This is a genomic window from Enterobacter cloacae complex sp. 677-3DZ2D5B (genome assembly GCF_004136695.1).
Taxonomy (GTDB): Bacteria; Pseudomonadota; Gammaproteobacteria; order Enterobacterales; family Enterobacteriaceae; genus Enterobacter; species Enterobacter hormaechei_C.
In genome coordinates this window covers 140406-160049 of sequence record NZ_QFLS01000002.1, presented here as the reverse complement: position 1 = coordinate 160049, position 19644 = coordinate 140406, and the positions used below count along the sequence as shown (strand labels likewise).

Here is a 19644-nt window from a genome sequence, read left to right as displayed (position 1 = left end):
CTTATTTACATCGCCTGCGTAAACGTCCTCGAAATCACATCCTGCTGCTGCTCGCGCGTCAGAGCATTAAATCGCACCGCATAGCCTGAAACGCGGATCGTCAGGTTCGGATAGTTCTCCGGATGGGCGATGGCATCCAGCAGCATCTCCCTGTTCATCACGTTGACGTTCAGGTGCTGACCGCCCTCAATGGTCGCTTCGTGGTGGAAGTATCCGTCCAGCAGCCCGACAAGGTTGGTTTTGCGCACCGGCTCGTCCTTGCCCAGTGCCTGCGGCACGATGGAGAAGGTGTAGGAAATCCCGTCTTTGGCATAGGTGAACGGCAGCTTGGCGACCGAGGTTAACGACGCCACCGCCCCTTTTCTGTCGCGCCCGTGCATCGGGTTGGCGCCAGGCGCAAACGGCGTGCCGCCGCGACGTCCGTCCGGCGTGTTGCCGGTCTTCTGGCCGTAAACCACGTTTGAGGTGATGGTCAGGATCGACTGGGTCGGTACCGCGTTGCGGTAGGTTGGCAGCGCCTGAATTTTCTTCATAAAGCGTTCCACCAGGTCGCAGGCGATGCTGTCCACGCGGTCATCGTTGTTGCCGTACTGCGGATAATCCCCTTCTATCACGAAATCGACCGCCAGACCAGTGTGGTCGCGCACCGGTTTTACCGTGGCGTACTTGATGGCCGACAGGGAATCCGCCGCCACCGACAGCCCGGCAATGCCGCAGGCCATGGTGCGGTAGACGTCCCGGTCGTGCAGCGCCATCAGCGAGGCTTCGTAGCTGTATTTATCATGCATGTAGTGAATGAGATTCAGCGCGCTGATGTACTGCACCGCCAGCCAGTCCATGAAGTGATCGAGGCTCGCCATCACGGTGTCGTAATCCAGTACCTCATCCAGCAGCGGCTCGGTTTTCGGCCCTACCTGGATCTTCAGCTTCTCATCCACCCCGCCGTTGATTGCGTACAGCAGCGTTTTCGCCAGGTTGGCGCGTGCGCCGAAGAACTGCATCTGCTTGCCGATCACCATCGGGCTGACGCAGCAGGCAATGGCGTAGTCGTCGCTGTTGAAGTCGGTGCGCATCAGATCGTCGTTCTCGTATTGCAGCGAGGAGGTGACGATCGACACCTGTGCGGCGTATTTCTTGAACGCGATCGGCAGTTTTTCGGACCAGAGGATCGTCAGGTTTGGCTCCGGCGCAGGCCCCATGGTGTGCAGGGTATGCAGGTAGCGGAAGCTGTTTTTAGTCACCAGCGTGCGCCCGTCCAGCCCCATGCCGCCAATCACTTCCGTGGCCCAGATCGGATCGCCGGAGAAGAGCGTGTCGAACTCCGGCGTGCGCAGGAAGCGCACCATGCGGATCTTCATGATGAAGTGGTCGATCAGCTCCTGGGCCTGCACCTCATTCAGCCGCCCAGCCTGCATGTCGCGTTCAATGTAGATATCGAGGAACGAGGCCGTGCGCCCCAGCGACATCGCCCCGCCGTTCTGGGATTTCACTGCGGCAAGGTAGGCAAAGTAGACCCACTGCACCGCTTCCTGCGCATTCATCGCCGGACGTGAAATGTCAAAGCCATAGTTCGCCGCCATCTGCTGGATCTGGAGCAACGCACGTTTATGCTCCGCCAGCTCCTCGCGCAGGCGGATCGTGGCCTCCAGTTCTTCTCCGCGCTCCAGTTTCCCCTGGAGATCGGCGAACTGAAGTTCACGCTCGCGCACCAGATAGCTGATGCCGTACAGCGCCACGCGGCGGTAGTCGCCGATGATGCGTCCTCGCCCGTAGCCGTCCGGCAGACCGGTCAGTACCCCCGATTTGCGGCAGCGCATCATCTCCGGGGAGTAAACGTCAAACACGCCCTGGTTGTGGGTTTTGCGCAGGTCTGTGAAGAGATATTCAAACTGCGGATCCATCTCGCGACCGTAGGCTTCGAACGAGCTGCGGATCATGTTGATCCCGCCGTACGGATGCAGGGCGCGCTTGAGCGGCTTGTCGGTTTGCAGGCCGACGATCGTCTCCAGATCCTGGTCGATGTAGCCCGGCCCGTGGGCCGTAATGGTGGTGGCAATGTTGGTGTCAAAATCCACCGGGGCGTGGGTGGCATTCTCCTGACGAATGCCGACCATCACCTTCTGCCACAGCGCCGTCGTTGCTGGCGTCGCCTGCGCGAGGAAAGCTTCATCGCCTTCATAAGGGGTGTAGTTATGCTGAATAAAATCGCGGACGTTGACGGCGTTTTTCCATTCTTCACCGCGAAACCCGGCCCATGCGTCGCTGTAGGGCGCGACGCCCGTTTCGATTGTTACTTTCATCAGGTTCTCGCTTTATCAGGCGTAAGCCGCAGCCGGGGTAACCTTCCCAAGACGGAGAGCGTCCAGCGCGATCATTTTTTCTTCGTTGGTAGGGATCACCGCGCAGACCACGCGGGACGAATCGGTGCTGATGACGCGCTCAGCCGCGCTGCCCGGCAGGGCATTTTTGGCGTCGTCGAGGCGGATGCCGAACACTTTCAGATGTTCCGCCACCAGCGCGCGGACAAGCGTTGAGTTTTCGCCGATGCCGCCGGTAAAGACCACCCCATCGAGGCGGTGCAGCGACGCCGCGTGCCCGGCGATATGTCGCGCTATACGGTGAACGAAGGTCTGGATAGCCAGCTGCGCCCGCTCATTACCGGCGTGCCAGGCTTTCTCCAGCGCCCGTAAATCGGAGGAGATGCCGGAGATCCCCAGCAACCCGGACTCTTTGTTGACCACGCGCTCCAGATCCTCAAACGACTGACCGGTCTGCTGGGCAATCCACGCCATCGCGCCAAAATCCACGTCGCCGCAACGCGTACCCATCATCAGTCCTTCCAGGGGGGTCATCCCCATCGAGGTATCCACGCTTTGGCCGTTGCGTACCGCGCAGATGGACGCTCCGTTGCCGAGGTGGGCAACCACCAGGCCGCTGTCATCGGGGGACAGCCCGAGGAGCGAATGCGCCTGCGCGGCTACGTAGCGGTGAGAGGTGCCGTGGAAGCCGTAGCGGCGCACGCCCAGCGCTTCAAAATAGCGGTACGGCAAACCGTACAGGTACGCCTGCGGCGGCAGCGTCTGGTGAAAGCTGGTATCAAATACCGCGACCTGCTGCACGCCCGGAAACAGGCGCTCTGCGGCTTCCACGCCGCTCAGGTTGGCGTAGTTATGCAGCGGCGCCAGCGGGGAGACCTGGCGGATCTGCTCAATCACCTCTTCCGTAATCAGGGTCGACTCGCTGAAGAGGTCACCGCCGTGCGCAATGCGGTGGCCAATTAAGGCCACGCTGCTCATCAGGTCACGCTTCTCCAGCTCCAGGGCGATGGCAGCCAGCGCCCCTTCGTAGTCCTGGTGAGCCAGTCTGGCTGGCTCACCCCCGTTCACGGAAATAAAGGCTTTATCCGTGTTGATGCCGTCTGCAATGCCCGTCATCAGGGCGTCGCAGCTGCTGGCATCGAGCACCGAAAACTTAACAGAGGACGAACCGCAGTTAATTACCAGTACAACCGGAAACTCAATCATCATGTGACTCCGCTCTTCCTGAGCAATGGGTTAGAACAGTTTGTAAACGATATTCAGAATGGTCAGCAGGCCCACAACCGTGACGAAGATGTTCTCGGGTTTGCCCTTATATTTCGCCATGGCCGGCGCTTTGCGGATGGCGTACATCGGCAGCAGGCACAGCAGAGAGGCGATGATTGGCGCGCCCATGGCTTCGATAAGGTCGAGAATGTTCGGGTTGGCGTACGCGACAACCCAGGTGGAGCCCATGATGAACACCATGCTGATGGTGTTCAGTTTGCCGACAGAGACCTTCTTCTTATCGCCTTTGTAGCCGAACTTGAGGATCAGGCCATTCAGCCCTTCCAGCGTGCCCAGGTAATGACCGAAGAAAGATTTGAAGATAGCGACCAGGGCAATAATGGAAGCGCCATATTCCAGTACCGTCGCGAACGTCGATTTAGTGCCGGACATGGAGGCAAAGTGGTTCGCCAGGTAAGAGAGCACCGGAATGTTCTGCGCTTTGGCGTCCGCCATGTTCTGCGGAGAGAGCGTAAACAGGCAGCTAAAGGCGAAGAACATCACCACCGCCACCATCAGCAGGCTGGCGCGACCAATGATTTTGGAACATTTCTGCTCGGTAAACTCTTTCCCGAACTCTGGTTCGTACTCTTCGCGTTTGGAGACCACAAACGAGGAGACGATAGGCGAGAAGTTGAAGGAGAAGACCATGATGGAGATCCCCAGCCACACCGTGACCAGAATGCCGTCATGACCGGTGAAGGCGATATCGCTCAGGTTAACCTGGTCGATCACCGCCGAGTTCCAGTACGGGATCAGCGAGAGAGAAATCAACACCAGGCTGGCGATGAACGGGAACACCAGGTAGCTCATCACTTTCACCATCAGGTCTTTACCGAACCAGATAACAAAGGCCATCAGCAGCAGCAGGAACAGCGCCACCACGCCGCGGTTCAGGGCGGGCATCTGGAGCTGGTTTTCCCAGAAGGTCATAAAGGTGTTGGTAATAGTGACGCCGTAAATCCACAGCAGCGGGCAAATGGCAAAGAAGTAGAGGAAGGTGATTACCACCCCGCCGGTCTTACCAAAATGCTCCTCCACCGTTTCGGTGATGTTGCCGGAGACGTTACTGCCGGACAAACACAGACGCGCCAGCGCGCGGTGGCAGTAAAAGGCAATCGGGAACGCGAGTACCAGCATCAGCAGGATGGGGATCAAGCCGCCAAAGCCTGCACGGATAGGGAAGAACAGCACGCCTGCGCCAATGGCGGTACCAAACAGGCCGAGCGTCCAGGTGGTATCAGATTTACGCCAGGAGGACGTTTTTGTCTGGCCAACGATAATGCTTTCTGTGTTGCTCATAAGTCATCCTTTATGCGTCAACGAAGCCGGTAATTTGGGAAACACGGGAGAGATCGATATTGCCGCCGGAAATAATGCAGACGGTTTTACGGCCCTGGATATAGTGGTCCAGCTTGCCGCTTAATAACGCCGCGCACGCCAGTGCGCCAGCACCTTCCGTGACCACTTTATTTCGCTGAATAAGCGCGATCATGCTGTTGCGAATCTCGTCTTCGCTGACCAGCACAATGTCATCGACTAATTCACGAACAATTTCGAAGGTTAAATTACCCGGGCGAGACACATCGCAACCGTCTGCTAATGTGCCGGTAATGCGGTGGTTCGTTATTTCACCGGCCTGATACGATGCCGCCATTCCGTGCACGTTTTCAGACTGCACGCCGATAATATTGATAGTTGGGTTGATGGATTTAATTGCTGTCGCAATACCGGCAATTAAACCGCCGCCGCCGATGGGGACAATCACGTTATCCACGTCATATAAATCTTCGAGGATTTCCAGGCCGATGGTGCCCTGACCGGCGATCACTTTCGGATCGTCGTAAGGCGGGATAAAAATGCGCCCTTCCATCTCGACGATTTCGCTCACTTTGGCGATGGTGTCGTTAAAGTTCTCGCCGTGTAGCACCACTTCGGCAGAGTAGTCGCGCGTGGCGGCAACCTTGGATTTCGGCGCGCCCATCGGCATCACTACTTTGCCGTCGATGCCGAGCATGGCGCAGGAGAGAGAGACCCCCTGCGCGTGGTTCCCTGCGGAACAGGCCACCACGCCCTTGCGTTTTTCCGCATCGGTCAGTGAGCTTAATTTATTAAACGCCCCACGTATTTTAAACGAACCGGTACGCTGCATATTTTCAAATTTCAGGAATATCTCACCCTTACACCGTTCGCTCAGATAATTTGAGCGCGGCATACCGGTTTTATAGATCTTTCCCGCCAGCCTTTTTCTGGCGTCCTGAATATCTTCAATGGTCACCGGGAGATCGTAAGTAATGTGCATAATATCCTCGTTATAATAATTCATTGTTTTCAGGCAAGGTCAGGGTAACAGAGCGTTAAAAAGCGTCGCTCCGGGTGTTTTAAATCATCATTATTTCTATCGTCGTTTTTCGGTATTCATCGACGAATATTGTTTTGCCAGTTCAACTAATACTGACGCCGATTTTTTAATACTGTAATTTTTTGACCACACGGCGGCATAACGCGCCACGGGTAATTCATCTTCCACCGGCAGGACAATGAACTGGTCCGAGCCGAATGGCGCAATCATGTCACGGGGGATCACCGTCAGGTAATCGGCATTGAGGACAAGGTTATAGATGGTGACGACGGAATCGGTCTGGACGATGTTTTCAATGCTGATGTGGTTGTCTTGCAGGGTGGTCAGAAGTTCGTTGTAGTAGCCCATATCGGTTTGCGGCATCACCCACTGCTCGTGCGTGAGCGATGCCAGTCTGGTCGGGCCGGTGCACGTTCGTGATTTACTCGCCACCAGCACAAACTCGGATTCAAACAGTGGCTCAACGTGAAGATCCTGAAGCTGCATCCCGTCGCTCAGCGTACCGATGGCGAAATCCAGCCGGCCATCGCGAATGGCGGGCAGGAATGAAGAGAGCTGCGCTTCATACATTGAGACGCGTGCCTTCGGGAACACTTCCTTGAATTTTTTGATCATCCCGGACAGGAAGGTGAAGCCAATCAGCGACGGATAGCCGAAGGAGACGTCCATGACGGTACTGAAACTGAGGCTGTTGATCTCGCTTACCATGTTTTTCATTTCGCGGGTGATCGACTCAGCGTAGGACAGCAGCACCTGACCGGCAGCAGTGAGTTTTACGCCGGTGTTTTTACGCACCATCACTTCCACCCCAAAGTAAGATTCGATGTCGCTGATGATTTTGCTGACGGCAGGTTGCGTCAGCCCCAGTTGTCTTGCAGCAGAACCTATGGAGCCACTTTTGATGACTTCCTGAAATACCACGAGGTGCTGAGTTTTCGGTAGAATAATAGTATTCATAATATTCTGCGCTTATTTCCCTATGACGCAGCGGATTCTACCCAATATTGTTTCAGGGGGTATGTGCTGTTACTCACAATTTGCCAGGACGCTCTGTTTTCAGTCGCACCAGAAAACTATTTATATCTTTATAAATCAAAGATTTATCACAATAAAAATACGCATTTACGCTGACATTGATCAATAAAAAACGCGGTAATAAATTTATTTTATGGCAATAACCAGCGTGAATTTTTTTGCCTTAAAAATATTAATAAAGGCTATCTTTCAGGCAATTAAAGATTAATAAAACACCATTATTCCTTTAAAACATTTTTGTGGTTTATCAACTTTACCAGGAGTATTTATTCACTTTCCGGTTAAAGAGTGGGATATATCACACATTCACCAGAAGAATGTTTTTAGATTCAATATTAAATTATCAAATGAATAACATTCGGCATCACTGACTAAACATTTACAACATCTGCTCAACACTAAATTTTTCTAATTTTATAGCGTTAAATTTTGTGATTACGATCATGCGCAGCAGATGAGAGGAACACGCAGCCGAACAAATAGTGAAACGTGCTTAGCGTCGCAAAATTGAGAATTGATGTCGTTTGGCGCTTCGCTTACCCGACCTGCAACCTTCAGAAAGCAAAAACCCCGCCGAAGCGGGGTTTCGTAAGAAGTTGAAGCTGACCGATAAGCCGGGTTCTGTCGTGGACAGTCATTCATCTAGGCCAGCAATCGCTCACTGGCTCAAGCAGCCTACCCGGGTTCAGTACGGGCCGTACCATGTGAACCCCTATTTGGCCTTGCTCCGGGTGGAGTTTACCGTGCCACGGACTGTTACCAGCCGCGCGGTGCGCTCTTACCGCACCCTTTCACCCTTACCTGATCCCGCTTGCGCGGGCCATCGGCGGTTTGCTCTCTGTTGCACTGGTCGTGGGTTTCCCCCCCAGGCGTTACCTGGCACCCTGCCCTGTGGAGCCCGGACTTTCCTCCCCTCCGCCCGTCTCCCCCGAAAGGGACGACGACGAAGCGGCGACTGTCTGGTCAGCTTCGGCGCGCAGTATAGAGGGTTTGCGCGTCGCTGTCACCCCTGGCTACGCATGCCTACCTGCAATGTGGCCGCGATATTCCGCGAGGCGCGGTAAATGTTGTCATACGCGCCCTGGAACGCCTCTTCCAGTGAGCCGATGCGGGTCAGTACGCTGAACACCGCATCGATGCCGTACTGATGCACCACACCCACATCCTGCGTCAGACTTCCGGCAATCCCTATAACTGGCTTATGGTATTTTTTGGCGACGCTCGCCACGCCGACGGGCACTTTGCCATTTATGCTCTGGCTGTCGATGCGCCCTTCCCCCGTCAGCACCCACGTGCAGTCGTGAATATGTTCTTCAAGATTGAGCGCCTGAGTGACAATCTCAATGCCGCTTTTCAGCTCTGCGCCCAGGAAGGCCATCAGCGCCGCGCCCATGCCGCCCGCGGCGCCAGCCCCCGGAACCCGGTTGACGTCAATGCGCAGCGTTTTTTTGATCACTTCGGCATAGTGGCTAAGACTGGCGTCGAGTTCGAGGATCATCTCCTCCGTGGCGCCTTTTTGCGGTCCAAAGATACGCGACGCGCCGCTTTCACCGACCAGCGGATTCGTCACGTCACAGGCGACACGGATTGCGCACCCCTGAAGACGCGGATCGAGATCCGAAATATCAATCCGGTTAAGCGCCATCAGGCTGCCGCCGCCGTAGCCGATCTCCGTCCCGTTCGCATCCGTAAACTTCGCGCCCAGCGCCTGCATCATGCCTGCGCCCCCATCGTTGGTTGCGCTCCCGCCGATACCGATAATGATGTTGCGCGCGCCTTTATCCAGCGCGCGGAGGATCAGCTCCCCCGTCCCGCGCGACGTCGTGACCAGCGGGTTACGCTGCGCGGGAGGAACAAGCACCAGGCCGCTGGCGGCGGCCATCTCGATAAACGCGGTGGTACCGTCGCCCGAGATCCCCCAGCTGGCCTTCACCTTTTCCCCTAACGGGCCGGTGACGACAGCCTGCTGCCAGGTGCCCTGCGTAGCGGCGATCATCGCTTCAACCGTACCTTCTCCGCCGTCAGCAACGGGAACAGACACGTAATGAGCGTAGGGGAAAATTTCCCGAAATCCTTTTTCTATCGCCTGCGCCACCTCAGTGGCAGACAGGCTTTCTTTATAAGAGTCTGGCGCGATTACGATTTTCATAGTTGTATGCCTGAGCCGTAGGCCCGGTAAGCGTAACGCCACCGGGCGGGACGTCATTAGCGAGCAATTTCAACCTTCGCCAGCTTTTCGTAATAGCACGCTAACGCGCTATGATCGGCGGTGCCCAGACCATCCGCACGCAGCGCCTGCATCATCTCCATGACGGCGGCAGTCAGCGGCAGCTGCGCCCCCACGCCGTGGGAGGTATCCAGCGCATTCGCCAGATCCTTAATGTGCAGATCGATGCGGAAGCCCGGCCTGAAGTTACGATCCATCACCATCGGCGCCTTGGCATCCAGCACGGTGCTGCCCGCAAGACCACCGCGAATGGCCTGATAGACCAGATCCGGATTAACGCCCGCTTTGGTGGCCAGCGTTAGCGCCTCCGACATAGCCGCGATGTTCAACGCCACAATCACCTGGTTTGCCAGCTTGGTGACGTTGCCTGCGCCAATTTCACCGGTGTGCACCACGGAGCCAGCCATGGCTTTCATCAGGTCGTAGTATTTGTCGAACACGGCTTTATCGCCCCCTACCATCACCGACAGGGTGCCGTCGATGGCTTTCGGTTCGCCGCCGCTGACCGGCGCATCCAGCATCTCCACGCCCTTCGCTTTCAGCTCCTCGCTGATTTCGCGGCTTGCCAGCGGTGCGATAGAACTCATGTCGATCACCACCAGACCCGGCTTCGCGCCATCGATAATGCCGTTCTCACCCAGCGCCACCTCTTTCACGTGCGGGGAGTTTGGCAGCATGGTGATAATCACGTCGCACTGCTCAGCAATTGCTTTTGCGGTTGTCGCCGTTTCTGCGCCAGCCGCAATCACCTCTGCCACCGCGTCTGAATTACGATCTAAAACCACCAGTGAGTAACCTGCTTTGATGAGGTTTTTGCTCATTGGTTTGCCCATGATACCCAGGCCAATAAAACCCACTTTCAGCGTCATAATCTGTTTCCTCAATGATGGTTATTTTTTAAAAGCGTCCGCTAATTTCTGCGTGGCGGCGCGGAATACGCCGAGATCGCTGCCGACGGCGACAAACGTTGCGCCCCATTCCAGGTAACGGCGGGCATCGGCTTCCACTGGCGCCAGAATGCCGCACGGTTTACCGTGCGCTTTGGCACGGGCAAAAATGTGCTGAATTGCGCGCTGCACATCCGGATGGCTGGCGTTACCCAGATGACCAAAGGCGGCCGCCAGATCGCTCGGGCCGACGAAAATGCCGTCGACGCCCTCCGTCGCGGCAATAGCGTCGACGTTATCGACCCCCTGCTGGCTCTCGATCTGAACCAGAATGGTGATGTTCTTGTTGGACTGGGAGAAATAGTCCGGCACGGTGCCAAACATGTTGGCGCGGTGCGAGACGGACACGCCGCGGATCCCTTCCGGTGGATAGCGGGTCGCCGCCACGGCCAGCACCGCTTCTTCTTCCGTTTCAACAAACGGGATCAGAAAGTTGTAGAAGCCGATATCCAGCAGACGCTTGATGATCACCGGCTCGTTGGTGGGCACACGCACCACCGGCGCGCTGTGGCTGCCTTTCAGCGCCATCAGCTGCGGAATAAACGTGTTGATATCGTTTGGCGCATGTTCGCCGTCCAGCACCAGCCAGTCGAACCCGGCCAGGCCCAGCACTTCGGTGCTGATGGGGTTGGCCAGCGCAGACCAGCAGCCAATCTGAATCTGGTGCGCCGCGAGGGCCGCTTTAAATTTATTCGGGAAGATGTCGTTACTCATTACTTATACCTTTTTTAATTCCGCAGTTTTAGCCAGTAACTTTTCTTATTTATTCCGACTCAGCGTCAGCGTTATATTTATTTTCCTGACTGAATTTTGGCGTTATAAAATCGTCATTCAGTATAATCGTCACCACCCGGCAGCACATTGTCTCAATGCTCAATTATCCAGCGGGAGTAACACGCTATTTTGAGCATTTGCCCAATGCAGTGGGCGCTGATGCACAGAATCAACGATTAGTGTTTCGGGAGCGATCGCGATCACATTCTCACTTTTCCTCTCCTGACATTCTTTATTTCCTCAATAAGAAACGATTAACCATCTGGCTATATTTAGTATCAGATATTTTGCTGGAGAAGAGTGAACAATGGCCGATATTGAAATTCGACAGGCGTCGCCGACGGCGTTCTATATAAAAGTGCACGATACTGATAACGTGGCGATTATTGTCAACGACAATGGCTTAAAAGCTGGCACCCGCTTTCCGGATGGCCTGGAGCTGATTGAGCACATTCCGCAGGGGCATAAAGTCGCACTGGTCGATATCCCGGCTCACGGTGAAATCGTGCGCTACGGCGAAGTCATCGGCTATGCGGTGCGCGCTATCCCGCAGGGTAGCTGGATTGAGGAGTCGCTGGTTGAGCTGCCCACCGCCCCGCCGCTGGAGACGTTGCCGCTGGCTACCCGCGTCCCTGAGCCGTTGCCTCCGCTGGAGGGTTATACCTTCGAAGGTTACCGCAATGCGGATGGCAGCGTGGGAACCAAAAACCTGCTTGGCATCACCACCAGCGTGCATTGCGTGGCGGGCGTAGTGGATTACGTTGTGAAAATTATTGAGCGCGATCTGTTGCCGAAATACCCCAACGTTGACGGCGTGGTGGGTCTTAACCACCTGTACGGCTGCGGCGTGGCGATCAACGCGCCGGCAGCGGTCGTGCCGATCCGTACGATTCACAATATCGCCCTTAACCCAAACTTTGGCGGTGAGGTAATGGTGATTGGTCTCGGCTGTGAAAAATTGCAGCCAGAACGCCTGTTGCAGGGTACTGAGGATGTGAAAGCCATTCCGGTTGACGATGCCAGTGTTGTGCGTCTTCAGGATGAACACCATGTCGGCTTCAGATCGATGGTCGACGACATTTTACAGGTGGCAGAGCGCCATCTGGAGAAGTTGAACAAACGCCAGCGTGAAACCTGCCCGGCCTCTGAACTGGTCGTTGGGACACAGTGTGGCGGCAGCGATGCGTTTTCCGGCGTCACCGCTAACCCGGCGGTAGGTTATGCCTCCGATCTGTTCGTGCGCTGCGGCGCCACGGTGATGTTCTCCGAAGTCACCGAAGTACGTGATGCTATCCACCTGCTCACGCCGCGCGCCGTCAACGAAGAGGTGGGCAAACGCCTGCTGGAGGAAATGGCCTGGTACGATAACTATCTCGACATGGGCAAAACTGATCGCAGCGCCAACCCGTCTCCGGGTAACAAGAAAGGCGGCCTCGCGAACGTGGTGGAAAAGGCCCTCGGGTCGATTGCCAAATCCGGCCAGAGCGCGATTGTGGAAGTGCTCTCCCCTGGCCAGCGACCAACCAAACGCGGCCTGATTTACGCGGCAACGCCTGCCAGTGATTTCGTTTGCGGCACCCAGCAGGTGGCTTCCGGCATTACGGTACAGGTCTTTACCACCGGGCGCGGCACGCCGTACGGCCTGATGGCGGTACCGGTGATCAAAATGGCGACCCGCACCGAGCTGGCAAACCGCTGGTATGACTTAATGGATATCAACGCGGGCACCATCGCCACCGGGGAAGAGAGTATTGAAGAGGTGGGCTGGAAGCTGTTCCACTTCATTCTGGATGTGGCAAGCGGGCGGAAGAAAACCTTCTCCGATCAATGGGGATTGCATAACTCGCTGGCGGTGTTTAACCCGGCGCCGGTGACGTGATTGTCCCTCACCCTGCCCTCTCCCCACCGGGGAGAGGGTAAAAAACCGCACCGAGCAGTCCCCTCTCCCCTATGGGGCTGAGGGTTCCCCACAAAATAATGCCTGCACAGACGGCCCCCTCTCCCTTGAGGGAGAGGGCTGGGGTGAGGGGAAACATACGGCTCTGGTGGTCATTCCGTTCACTTTATGTTCCTTGCTACTCTGTCACGACATGACCGGTGAACGTGCCAGGGTGGCTCAGTCGCCACCACCCTGGCGACCCGGGCTTCCGGCGGAAAATCGCCGCTTCGCGGTGCCTTCGGCTTATTCCTTCCGGCTTATCGGGGACGGGCGGAGGTAACATCCCTGTAAAGCCCGCCCTCTCGGCGCATCCCTGCGCCTCGCCCCGGCCTACAGGAAACGCCTCAGCGATTTACAGCCGGACCGAGGCATCGCTGAAAGCCCTCAGTTATTCTGAGGCAACGTTATAGTTTTTGCTTTCAAATTACTGGGGAACCCTCTCCCCTATGGGGAGAGGGTTAGGGTGAGGGGAAAAGCCTCTTTAGACCAGCACCACATCGATCCCGCTTTTGCGTAACCCTTCCAGGCTTTCCGCAGGAATGCCTTCATCAACGATAATCATGTCGATTCGATGGGTATCAATAATTTTATGCAGGCTTGAACGATTAAACTTGCTGGAGTCCGTGACAACGATAATACGCTCCGCCACCTCGCACATTTTGCGGTTCAGACGGGCTTCATCCTCGTTATGCGTACTCACCCCCCGGTCGAGATCGATGGCATCGACGCCCAGAAACAGCAGGTCAAAATGGTAATTCTGTAAGGACTGCTCCGCCTGGTCGCCGTAGAAGGACTGTGACTGACGGCGCAAATGCCCGCCGGTCATCAGCAGCTCTACGCCTTCCGCTTCCAGCAGCGCGTTTGCCACGTTCATCCCGTTGGTCATGGCAATGACATCGGTGTGCTGGCGCAGCATGCGGGCAATTTCAAAGGTCGTGGTGCCGGAGTCCAGAATAATGCGGTGACCCGGCTTCACCAGTTCAACCGCCGCCTGCGCGATGCTGCGCTTCACTGCCGTATTAAGGGAACTTTTGTCCTCAACGGATGGCTCCACGCCGGGGGCATTGCCTTCGCAAATCAGCGCGCCGCCGTAAGCGCGAACGGCAATCCCCTGCTTTTCCAGAAAGGCCAGATCGTTACGGATCGTCACCGTCGACACGCCGAATAAAAGAGAAAGATCGTTAACCTGCACGCTTCCCTGCGCCCGCAACCGCTGAATGATCTGCTCTCGCCTTTCACTGGTGCCGGTGATGCGCTTCTCTGCGGATGAATCGGTGCTGCTCATACGAGCTCCTTAGTAAATAAACTTTCGTTTCATTTCGTTTTTCTTATTAACGCCTTTCTTTTGAGGGAATGCAAGCCCTGTATGGTAGGCGGACGCAAGCTTAATCGCCGCTGAAACCTTTCATTATGTTTCTTTTGTGAAACAGATCGGAAAACTATTATCTTTCGTTTTATTTTTACATCACCATAATGCAGTATCAAATGAAACAAAACGAAAGATGAATGCCAACACCATCCGAAATGGAGAGGAAAGTGAAACATCTGACAGAAATGGTGGAACAACATAAACGGGGGAATACAAACGGGATTTATGCCGTCTGTTCCGCACATCCACTGGTACTTGAAGCTGCAATACGTTACGCCCATTCACAACAGACGCCTCTGCTGATTGAAGCCACCTCAAACCAGGTGGATCAGTTTGGCGGCTATACCGGTATGACGCCCGCCGATTTTTATGGGTTTGTCTGCAAGCTGGCGGGATCCCTCGGTTTCCCCACCTCACAGCTGATCCTTGGCGGCGATCATTTAGGTCCAAACCGCTGGCAAAACCTGCCAGCTTTGCAGGCGATGGCGAACGCCGACGATCTGATCAGAAGCTACGTGGCGGCCGGATTTAAAAAAATTCACCTCGATTGCAGCATGTCCTGCGAAGACGACCCGGTTCCTTTAACCGATGCAATCGTTGCCGGGCGTGCCGCTCGGCTGGCTAAAATTGCCGAAACCACCTGTCTCGAGCAATTTGGCGTAGCCGATCTGGTCTACGTTATCGGCACGGAAGTTCCGGTTCCCGGTGGGGCACACGAGACGCTGACCGAGCTTGAGGTCACCACGCCAGAGGCGGCACGCGCCACGCTTGAGGCACACCGCCACGCATTCGAGAAGGAAGGGTTAAGCGACATCTGGCCGCGCATTATTGGCCTGGTCGTTCAGCCTGGCGTTGAGTTCGACCATGCGCACGTTTGTGACTATCAACCGCATAAAGCCGTCGCGCTGAGCAAGATGGTTGAAGCCTACGACACGCTGGTATTTGAAGCACACTCTACCGATTACCAGACGCCGCAGGCGCTGCGCCAGTTGGTGAAAGATCACTTCGCCATTCTGAAAGTCGGCCCTGCGCTAACCTTCGCGCTGCGCGAAGCGCTGTTCTCACTGGCAGCAATTGAAGAAGAGCTGCTGCCGGCAAAAGCCTGCTCAGGGCTGCGTCACGCCCTGGAAAACGTGATGCTCGATCGCCCGGAATACTGGCAAAGCCACTATCACGGCGACGGCAATGCCCGTCGCCTGGCCCGCGGTTACAGCTATTCCGACCGCGTGCGCTATTACTGGCCAGACAGCCAGATTGACGACGCCTTTGAGCGGCTGGTACGCAACCTGGCGGATGAACCGATCCCGCTGCCGCTGATCAGCCAGTATCTGCCGTTGCAGTACAGCAAAGTTCGCGATGGTGCTCTCAGCTCCACACCACGGGAACTCATCCTCGACCACATTCAGGACATACTCCATCAGTACCATGCCGCCTGCGAAGGCGTAACGACTCAACACGCATAATTAAAAAGAGGAAAACGCTATGCCAAACATTGTCTTATGCCGCATTGATGAACGCCTGATCCACGGTCAGGTGGGCGTACAGTGGGTGGGGTTTGCGGGGGCGAACCTGGTGCTGGTGGCAAATGACGAGGTTGCAGACGATCCGGTTCAGCAAAACCTGATGGAGATGGTGCTTGCGGAAGGCATCGCCGTGCGTTTCTGGTCTCTGCAAAAAGTGATCGACAACATTCATCGCGCCGCCGACCGGCAGAAAATTCTGCTGGTCTGTAAAACACCGGCTGATTTTTTAACGCTGGTCGAGGGCGGCGTGCCCATCACCCGTATTAACGTCGGAAATATGCATTACGCCAGTGGCAAACAGCAAATTGCCAAAACGGTATCTGTAGACGCGAACGATATCGCCGCGTTTAACGGCCTGAAGGCGGCCGGAGTGGAATGCTTCGTTCAGGGCGTTCCAACAGAGACTGCTTTGGATCTCTTTAAACTGCTCTGAGGGATTCACAATGGAAATCAGTCTGTTGCAGGCTTTCGCGCTGGGGCTTCTCGCCTTTATAGCGGGCCTGGATATGTTTAACGGCTTAACACACATGCACCGTCCAGTGGTGCTCGGGCCACTGGTTGGCCTGATTCTGGGCGATTTGCACACCGGAATTCTGACCGGCGGTACATTAGAACTGGTCTGGATGGGACTCGCGCCGCTGGCGGGCGCGCAGCCGCCAAACGTGATTATCGGCACCATCGTTGGCACCACATTTGCCATTACTACAGGCGTGAAGCCGGATGTCGCCGTTGGGGTCGCCGTGCCGTTTGCCGTGGCGGTTCAGATGGGGATCACCTTCCTCTTCTCGGTGATGTCCGGCGTGATGTCCCGCTGCGATCGCATGGCGGCTAACGCAGACACCCGTGGTATTGAACGGGTCAACTATCTTGCACTGCTGGCGCTCGGCGTCTTCTACTTCCTGTGCGCATTTCTGCCCATCTACTTCGGCGCTGAACATGCGAAAACCGCCATTGACGTGCTGCCGGAACGTCTGATCGACGGTCTCGGCGTCGCGGGCGGCATCATGCCAGCGATCGGCTTCGCCGTGCTACTGAAGATCATGATGAAAAACGTTTACATCCCTTACTTCATTATCGGCTTTGTCGCCGCGGCCTGGCTGAAACTCCCGGTGCTGGCGATTGCCGCGGCTGCACTGGCGATGGCGCTGATCGACCTGCTGCGCAAATCGCCTGAACCCACGGCGCCTGCGGCCCAGAAAGAGGAATTTGAAGATGGCATCTAATCACACCACCCTGCCGGGCGTGTCTGAAAGTGAAGAGACACTGCTGACCGGCGTGAATGAAAACGTCTACGAAGATCAGAGTATTGGCGCTGAGCTAACGAAAAAGGATATTAACCGTGTCGCCTGGCGTTCCATGCTGCTACAGGCCTCGTTTAACTACGAGCGTATGCAGGCCTCCGGCTGGCTGTATGGGCTACTGCCCGCGCTGAAAAAGATCCACACCAATAAGCGGGACCTGGCGCGCGCCATGAAAGGCCATATGGGCTTCTTTAACACCCACCCGTTTCTGGTGACCTTCGTCATCGGCATTATTCTGGCAATGGAGCGTTCCAAGCAGGATGTGAACAGCATCCAGAGCACTAAAATTGCCGTTGGCGCACCGCTCGGTGGCATTGGTGACGCCATGTTCTGGCTGACCCTGCTGCCCATTTGCGGGGGGATTGGCGCCAGCCTGGCGCTACAGGGATCCATTCTTGGCGCCGTTGTCTTTATCGTTCTGTTTAACGTGGTGCATCTCGGCCTGCGTTTTGGTCTGGCGCACTATGCCTACCGAATGGGTGTCGCCGCGATCCCGCTGATCAAGGCCAACACCAAAAAGGTTGGTCATGCTGCGTCCATTGTCGGAATGACAGTGATTGGCGCGCTGGTGGCAACCTATGTGCGCCTGAATACCACACTCGAGATTAAAGCCGGGGACGCGGTCGTCAAACTGCAAACCGATGTGATCGACAAACTGATGCCCGCCTTTCTGCCACTGGTCTACACCCTGATCATGTTCTGGCTGGTACGCCGTGGCTGGAGCCCACTGCGCCTGATTGGTATCACCGTGGTGCTGGGCGTTGTCGGTAAATTCTGTCACTTCCTGTAAAAAGCAAAGAGGTTGCGATGTTAGGCATTATTTTGACGGGTCACGGCGGTTTTGCCAGCGGCCTGCAACAGGCGATGAAGCAAATCCTCGGCGAACAGCCGCAGTTTATCGCCATCGATTTTCCGGAAAGCTCCACCACTGCGCGGCTGACCGCGCAGCTTGAGCAGGCAGTGAATGAACTGGATGCAGAGCACGATATCGTGTTTCTCACCGATCTTCTCGGCGGTACGCCGTTTCGTGTGGCCTCTACCCTCGCGATGCAGCGCCCCGGCAGCGAAGTGATTACCGGCACCAATCTCCAGCTTTTGCTGGAGATGGTTCTGGAGCGCGACGGATTAAGCAGTGAAGCCTTTCGTTTGCAGGCGCTGGAGTGCGGCCATCGCGGCCTGACCAGCCTGGTGGATGAACTTGCACGCTGTCGCGAGGAAGCGCCCGCCGAGGAAGGGATATGAGCCAGCTGCTGCGCGCGCGTCGTCTGCTTACCGGGCAAGGCTGGCTGGATGACCATCAGCTGCGTATGGATAGAGGCGTCATCACCGCCATCGAGCCGATTCCGGCAGGGGTTAACACCCGCGAGGCAGATCTGCTTTGCCCGGCATACATTGATATCCACGTCCACGGCGGCGCGGGTGTGGATGTGATGGATGATGCCCCCGACGTGCTGGACCGGTTAGCCTTACATAAAGCGCGTGAAGGCGTAGGGGCGTTTCTGCCTACCACCGTCACCGCTTCGCTGGAGGCGATCCATGGCGCGTTACGGCGCATTGCCCGGCGCTGTCATGCCGGTGGCCCCGGCGCGCAGCTCCTGGGCAGCTATCTGGAAGGCCCGTACTTTACACCGCAGAACAAAGGGGCGCACCCGCCAGAACTGTTTCGCGAGCTGGATCTCGCGGAACTTGATGAGCTGATTGCGGTTTCGCAGAACACGCTGCGGGTGGTGGCGCTTGCTCCGGAAAAAGTGGATGCCCTGAAGGCGATCCATCACCTCAAGCAAAAAGGGATACGCGTCATGCTGGGCCACAGCGCCGCTACATACGCGCAAACCCTGGCCGCATTTGATGCAGGCGCAGACGGGCTGGTGCACTGCTACAACGGCATGACGGGATTACACCACCGGGAGCCGGGCATGGTTGGCGCCGGGCTTACGGACCCACGCGCGTGGCTGGAGCTTATTGCCGACGGGCATCACGTTCATCCTGGAGCCATGCGGCTATGTTGTTGCTGCGCGAAGGATCGTACGGTGCTGATTACCGATGCCATGCAGGCGGCGGGTATGCCTGATGGGGGCTATACGTTGTGTGGTGAAAGTGTCGAGATGCAGGGCGGCGTTGTTCGCACGGCCTCGGGCGGGCTGGCGGGCAGCACGCTCGCGCTGGATGCCGCCGTGCGGAATATGGTGGAGCATACGGGGGTCGCCCCAGAAAACGCTATCCATATGGCCTCGCTGCATCCCGCCCGTCTGCTCGGTATGGATCACCTGCTGGGATCGTTAGCACCAGGCAAACGCGCCAATATTATTGCGCTCGATGCGGGTTTACACCTCCGGCAGATCTGGATCCAGGGTCAGGCTCTTTCCCTGTAGCCCCTTCACAGTGTGCTCTGTTGGCCTTACGGAAGACGATCGTAAGGCCTTTCTTTTCCTTTCCTTGATCTTCGCCTTTCCTTTCGCGATCACACTTTTCGTTTTATTTCTTTTTTGCCATTGAACTTTCGATTTCTTTTCTATAGATTTTCTTTAACTGCTAAAGTGAACAAGTGAAACGAAACGAAAGATAGCGACACATTTGCCAGCG

The 19644-nt window shown here is 56.2% G+C and carries 16 protein-coding genes and 1 other RNA gene; 7 read left to right on the top strand and 10 right to left on the bottom strand.

Features of this window, described 5'->3' with window-relative positions; translation table 11 throughout:
* Positions 1-5: 5 nt before the first annotated feature.
* The 9 genes from pflB to garL form a co-directional block, all read right to left on the bottom strand.
* Positions 6-2300, bottom strand: a complete 2295-nt coding sequence (gene pflB, locus DD597_RS05195; protein WP_129255991.1) for a formate C-acetyltransferase — start codon at positions 2298-2300, stop codon at positions 6-8.
* Between the two features lie 15 nt (positions 2301-2315).
* Entirely contained in the window at positions 2316-3524 is a 1209-nt protein-coding gene (gene tdcD, locus DD597_RS05190) for a propionate kinase (RefSeq protein ID WP_129255994.1), read from the bottom strand.
* Positions 3525-3554: 30 nt separating this feature from the next.
* Positions 3555-4886, bottom strand: a complete 1332-nt coding sequence (gene tdcC / locus DD597_RS05185; protein WP_129255990.1) for a threonine/serine transporter TdcC — start codon at positions 4884-4886, stop codon at positions 3555-3557.
* 10 nt (positions 4887-4896) lie between these two features.
* Positions 4897-5886, bottom strand: a complete 990-nt coding sequence (gene tdcB, locus DD597_RS05180; RefSeq protein WP_022651901.1) for a bifunctional threonine ammonia-lyase/L-serine ammonia-lyase TdcB — start codon at positions 5884-5886, stop codon at positions 4897-4899.
* Positions 5887-5982: 96 nt separating this feature from the next.
* Positions 5983-6903 (bottom strand): transcriptional regulator TdcA, encoded by a 921-nt coding sequence (tdcA, locus tag DD597_RS05175; RefSeq protein ID WP_003862670.1) that lies wholly within the window; start codon positions 6901-6903, stop codon positions 5983-5985.
* Between the two features lie 672 nt (positions 6904-7575).
* An RNA gene (gene rnpB / locus DD597_RS05170) (RNase P RNA component class A) lies at positions 7576-7952 on the bottom strand.
* Between the two features lie 32 nt (positions 7953-7984).
* Positions 7985-9130, bottom strand: a complete 1146-nt coding sequence (gene garK, locus DD597_RS05165) for a glycerate 2-kinase (RefSeq protein WP_045897635.1) — start codon at positions 9128-9130, stop codon at positions 7985-7987.
* A gap of 56 nt (positions 9131-9186) precedes the next feature.
* Entirely contained in the window at positions 9187-10077 is an 891-nt protein-coding gene (gene garR, locus DD597_RS05160) for a 2-hydroxy-3-oxopropionate reductase (protein WP_032660438.1), read from the bottom strand.
* A gap of 21 nt (positions 10078-10098) precedes the next feature.
* Positions 10099-10869 carry a 2-dehydro-3-deoxyglucarate aldolase gene (gene garL / locus DD597_RS05155; RefSeq protein ID WP_045332928.1) on the bottom strand — a complete coding sequence of 257 codons (771 nt, stop codon included), beginning with the start codon at positions 10867-10869 and terminating at the stop codon, positions 10099-10101.
* A gap of 367 nt (positions 10870-11236) precedes the next feature.
* On the opposite strand from garL, the gene garD reads away from it, so the two are divergent.
* On the top strand, positions 11237-12808 hold the full coding sequence (garD, locus tag DD597_RS05150) for a galactarate dehydratase (RefSeq protein ID WP_003862678.1): 1572 nt from the start codon (positions 11237-11239) through the stop codon (positions 12806-12808).
* 541 nt (positions 12809-13349) lie between these two features.
* On the opposite strand, the gene DD597_RS05145 is transcribed toward garD, so the two are convergent.
* Positions 13350-14153: a DeoR family transcriptional regulator gene (locus DD597_RS05145; protein WP_032607968.1), complete on the bottom strand. Its 804-nt coding sequence runs from the start codon at positions 14151-14153 to the stop codon at positions 13350-13352.
* A 239-nt stretch (positions 14154-14392) separates the two neighbouring features.
* Between DD597_RS05145 and kbaZ the strand changes: the two genes are divergently transcribed.
* From kbaZ to nagA, 6 genes are read left to right on the top strand one after another with little or no spacing between them, the layout of a single operon-like run.
* Positions 14393-15700: a tagatose-bisphosphate aldolase subunit KbaZ gene (kbaZ, locus tag DD597_RS05140; RefSeq protein WP_129255993.1), complete on the top strand. Its 1308-nt coding sequence runs from the start codon at positions 14393-14395 to the stop codon at positions 15698-15700.
* A 19-nt stretch (positions 15701-15719) separates the two neighbouring features.
* Positions 15720-16193 carry a PTS N-acetylgalactosamine transporter subunit IIB gene (gene agaV / locus DD597_RS05135; protein WP_003861728.1) on the top strand — a complete coding sequence of 158 codons (474 nt, stop codon included), beginning with the start codon at positions 15720-15722 and terminating at the stop codon, positions 16191-16193.
* Between the two features lie 10 nt (positions 16194-16203).
* Positions 16204-16983 carry a PTS N-acetylgalactosamine transporter subunit IIC gene (gene agaW, locus DD597_RS05130; RefSeq protein ID WP_003861730.1) on the top strand — a complete coding sequence of 260 codons (780 nt, stop codon included), beginning with the start codon at positions 16204-16206 and terminating at the stop codon, positions 16981-16983.
* Complete coding sequence (gene agaE / locus DD597_RS05125; RefSeq protein ID WP_022651905.1) at positions 16973-17851, top strand: PTS N-acetylgalactosamine transporter subunit IID; 879 nt, start codon at positions 16973-16975, stop codon at positions 17849-17851. Before agaW ends, agaE begins: the two co-directional genes overlap by 11 nt.
* A 17-nt stretch (positions 17852-17868) precedes the next feature.
* On the top strand, positions 17869-18303 hold the full coding sequence (gene agaF, locus DD597_RS05120; RefSeq protein WP_003861734.1) for a PTS galactosamine/N-acetylgalactosamine transporter subunit IIA: 435 nt from the start codon (positions 17869-17871) through the stop codon (positions 18301-18303).
* Positions 18300-19433: an N-acetylglucosamine-6-phosphate deacetylase gene (gene nagA / locus DD597_RS05115; protein WP_022651906.1), complete on the top strand. Its 1134-nt coding sequence runs from the start codon at positions 18300-18302 to the stop codon at positions 19431-19433. Before agaF ends, nagA begins: the two co-directional genes overlap by 4 nt.
* Positions 19434-19644: the final 211 nt, after the last annotated feature.

Excerpts from the sequence above, each read along its gene's own strand:
- pflB (WP_129255991.1), bottom strand. The coding sequence starts at position 2,300 with ATGAAAGTAACAATCGAAACGGGCGTCGCGCCCTACAGCGACGCATGG.
- tdcD (WP_129255994.1), bottom strand. The coding sequence starts at position 3,524 with ATGATTGAGTTTCCGGTTGTACTGGTAATTAACTGCGGTTCGTCCTCT.
- tdcC (WP_129255990.1), bottom strand. The coding sequence starts at position 4,886 with ATGAGCAACACAGAAAGCATTATCGTTGGCCAGACAAAAACGTCCTCC.
- tdcB (WP_022651901.1), bottom strand. The coding sequence starts at position 5,886 with ATGCACATTACTTACGATCTCCCGGTGACCATTGAAGATATTCAGGAC.
- tdcA (WP_003862670.1), bottom strand. The coding sequence starts at position 6,903 with ATGAATACTATTATTCTACCGAAAACTCAGCACCTCGTGGTATTTCAG.
- garK (WP_045897635.1), bottom strand. The coding sequence starts at position 9,130 with ATGAAAATCGTAATCGCGCCAGACTCTTATAAAGAAAGCCTGTCTGCC.
- garR (WP_032660438.1), bottom strand. The coding sequence starts at position 10,077 with ATGACGCTGAAAGTGGGTTTTATTGGCCTGGGTATCATGGGCAAACCA.
- garL (WP_045332928.1), bottom strand. The coding sequence starts at position 10,869 with ATGAGTAACGACATCTTCCCGAATAAATTTAAAGCGGCCCTCGCGGCG.
- garD (WP_003862678.1), top strand. The coding sequence starts at position 11,237 with ATGGCCGATATTGAAATTCGACAGGCGTCGCCGACGGCGTTCTATATA.
- DD597_RS05145 (WP_032607968.1), bottom strand. The coding sequence starts at position 14,153 with ATGAGCAGCACCGATTCATCCGCAGAGAAGCGCATCACCGGCACCAGT.
- kbaZ (WP_129255993.1), top strand. The coding sequence starts at position 14,393 with ATGGAGAGGAAAGTGAAACATCTGACAGAAATGGTGGAACAACATAAA.
- agaV (WP_003861728.1), top strand. The coding sequence starts at position 15,720 with ATGCCAAACATTGTCTTATGCCGCATTGATGAACGCCTGATCCACGGT.
- agaW (WP_003861730.1), top strand. The coding sequence starts at position 16,204 with ATGGAAATCAGTCTGTTGCAGGCTTTCGCGCTGGGGCTTCTCGCCTTT.
- agaE (WP_022651905.1), top strand. The coding sequence starts at position 16,973 with ATGGCATCTAATCACACCACCCTGCCGGGCGTGTCTGAAAGTGAAGAG.
- agaF (WP_003861734.1), top strand. The coding sequence starts at position 17,869 with ATGTTAGGCATTATTTTGACGGGTCACGGCGGTTTTGCCAGCGGCCTG.
- nagA (WP_022651906.1), top strand. The coding sequence starts at position 18,300 with ATGAGCCAGCTGCTGCGCGCGCGTCGTCTGCTTACCGGGCAAGGCTGG.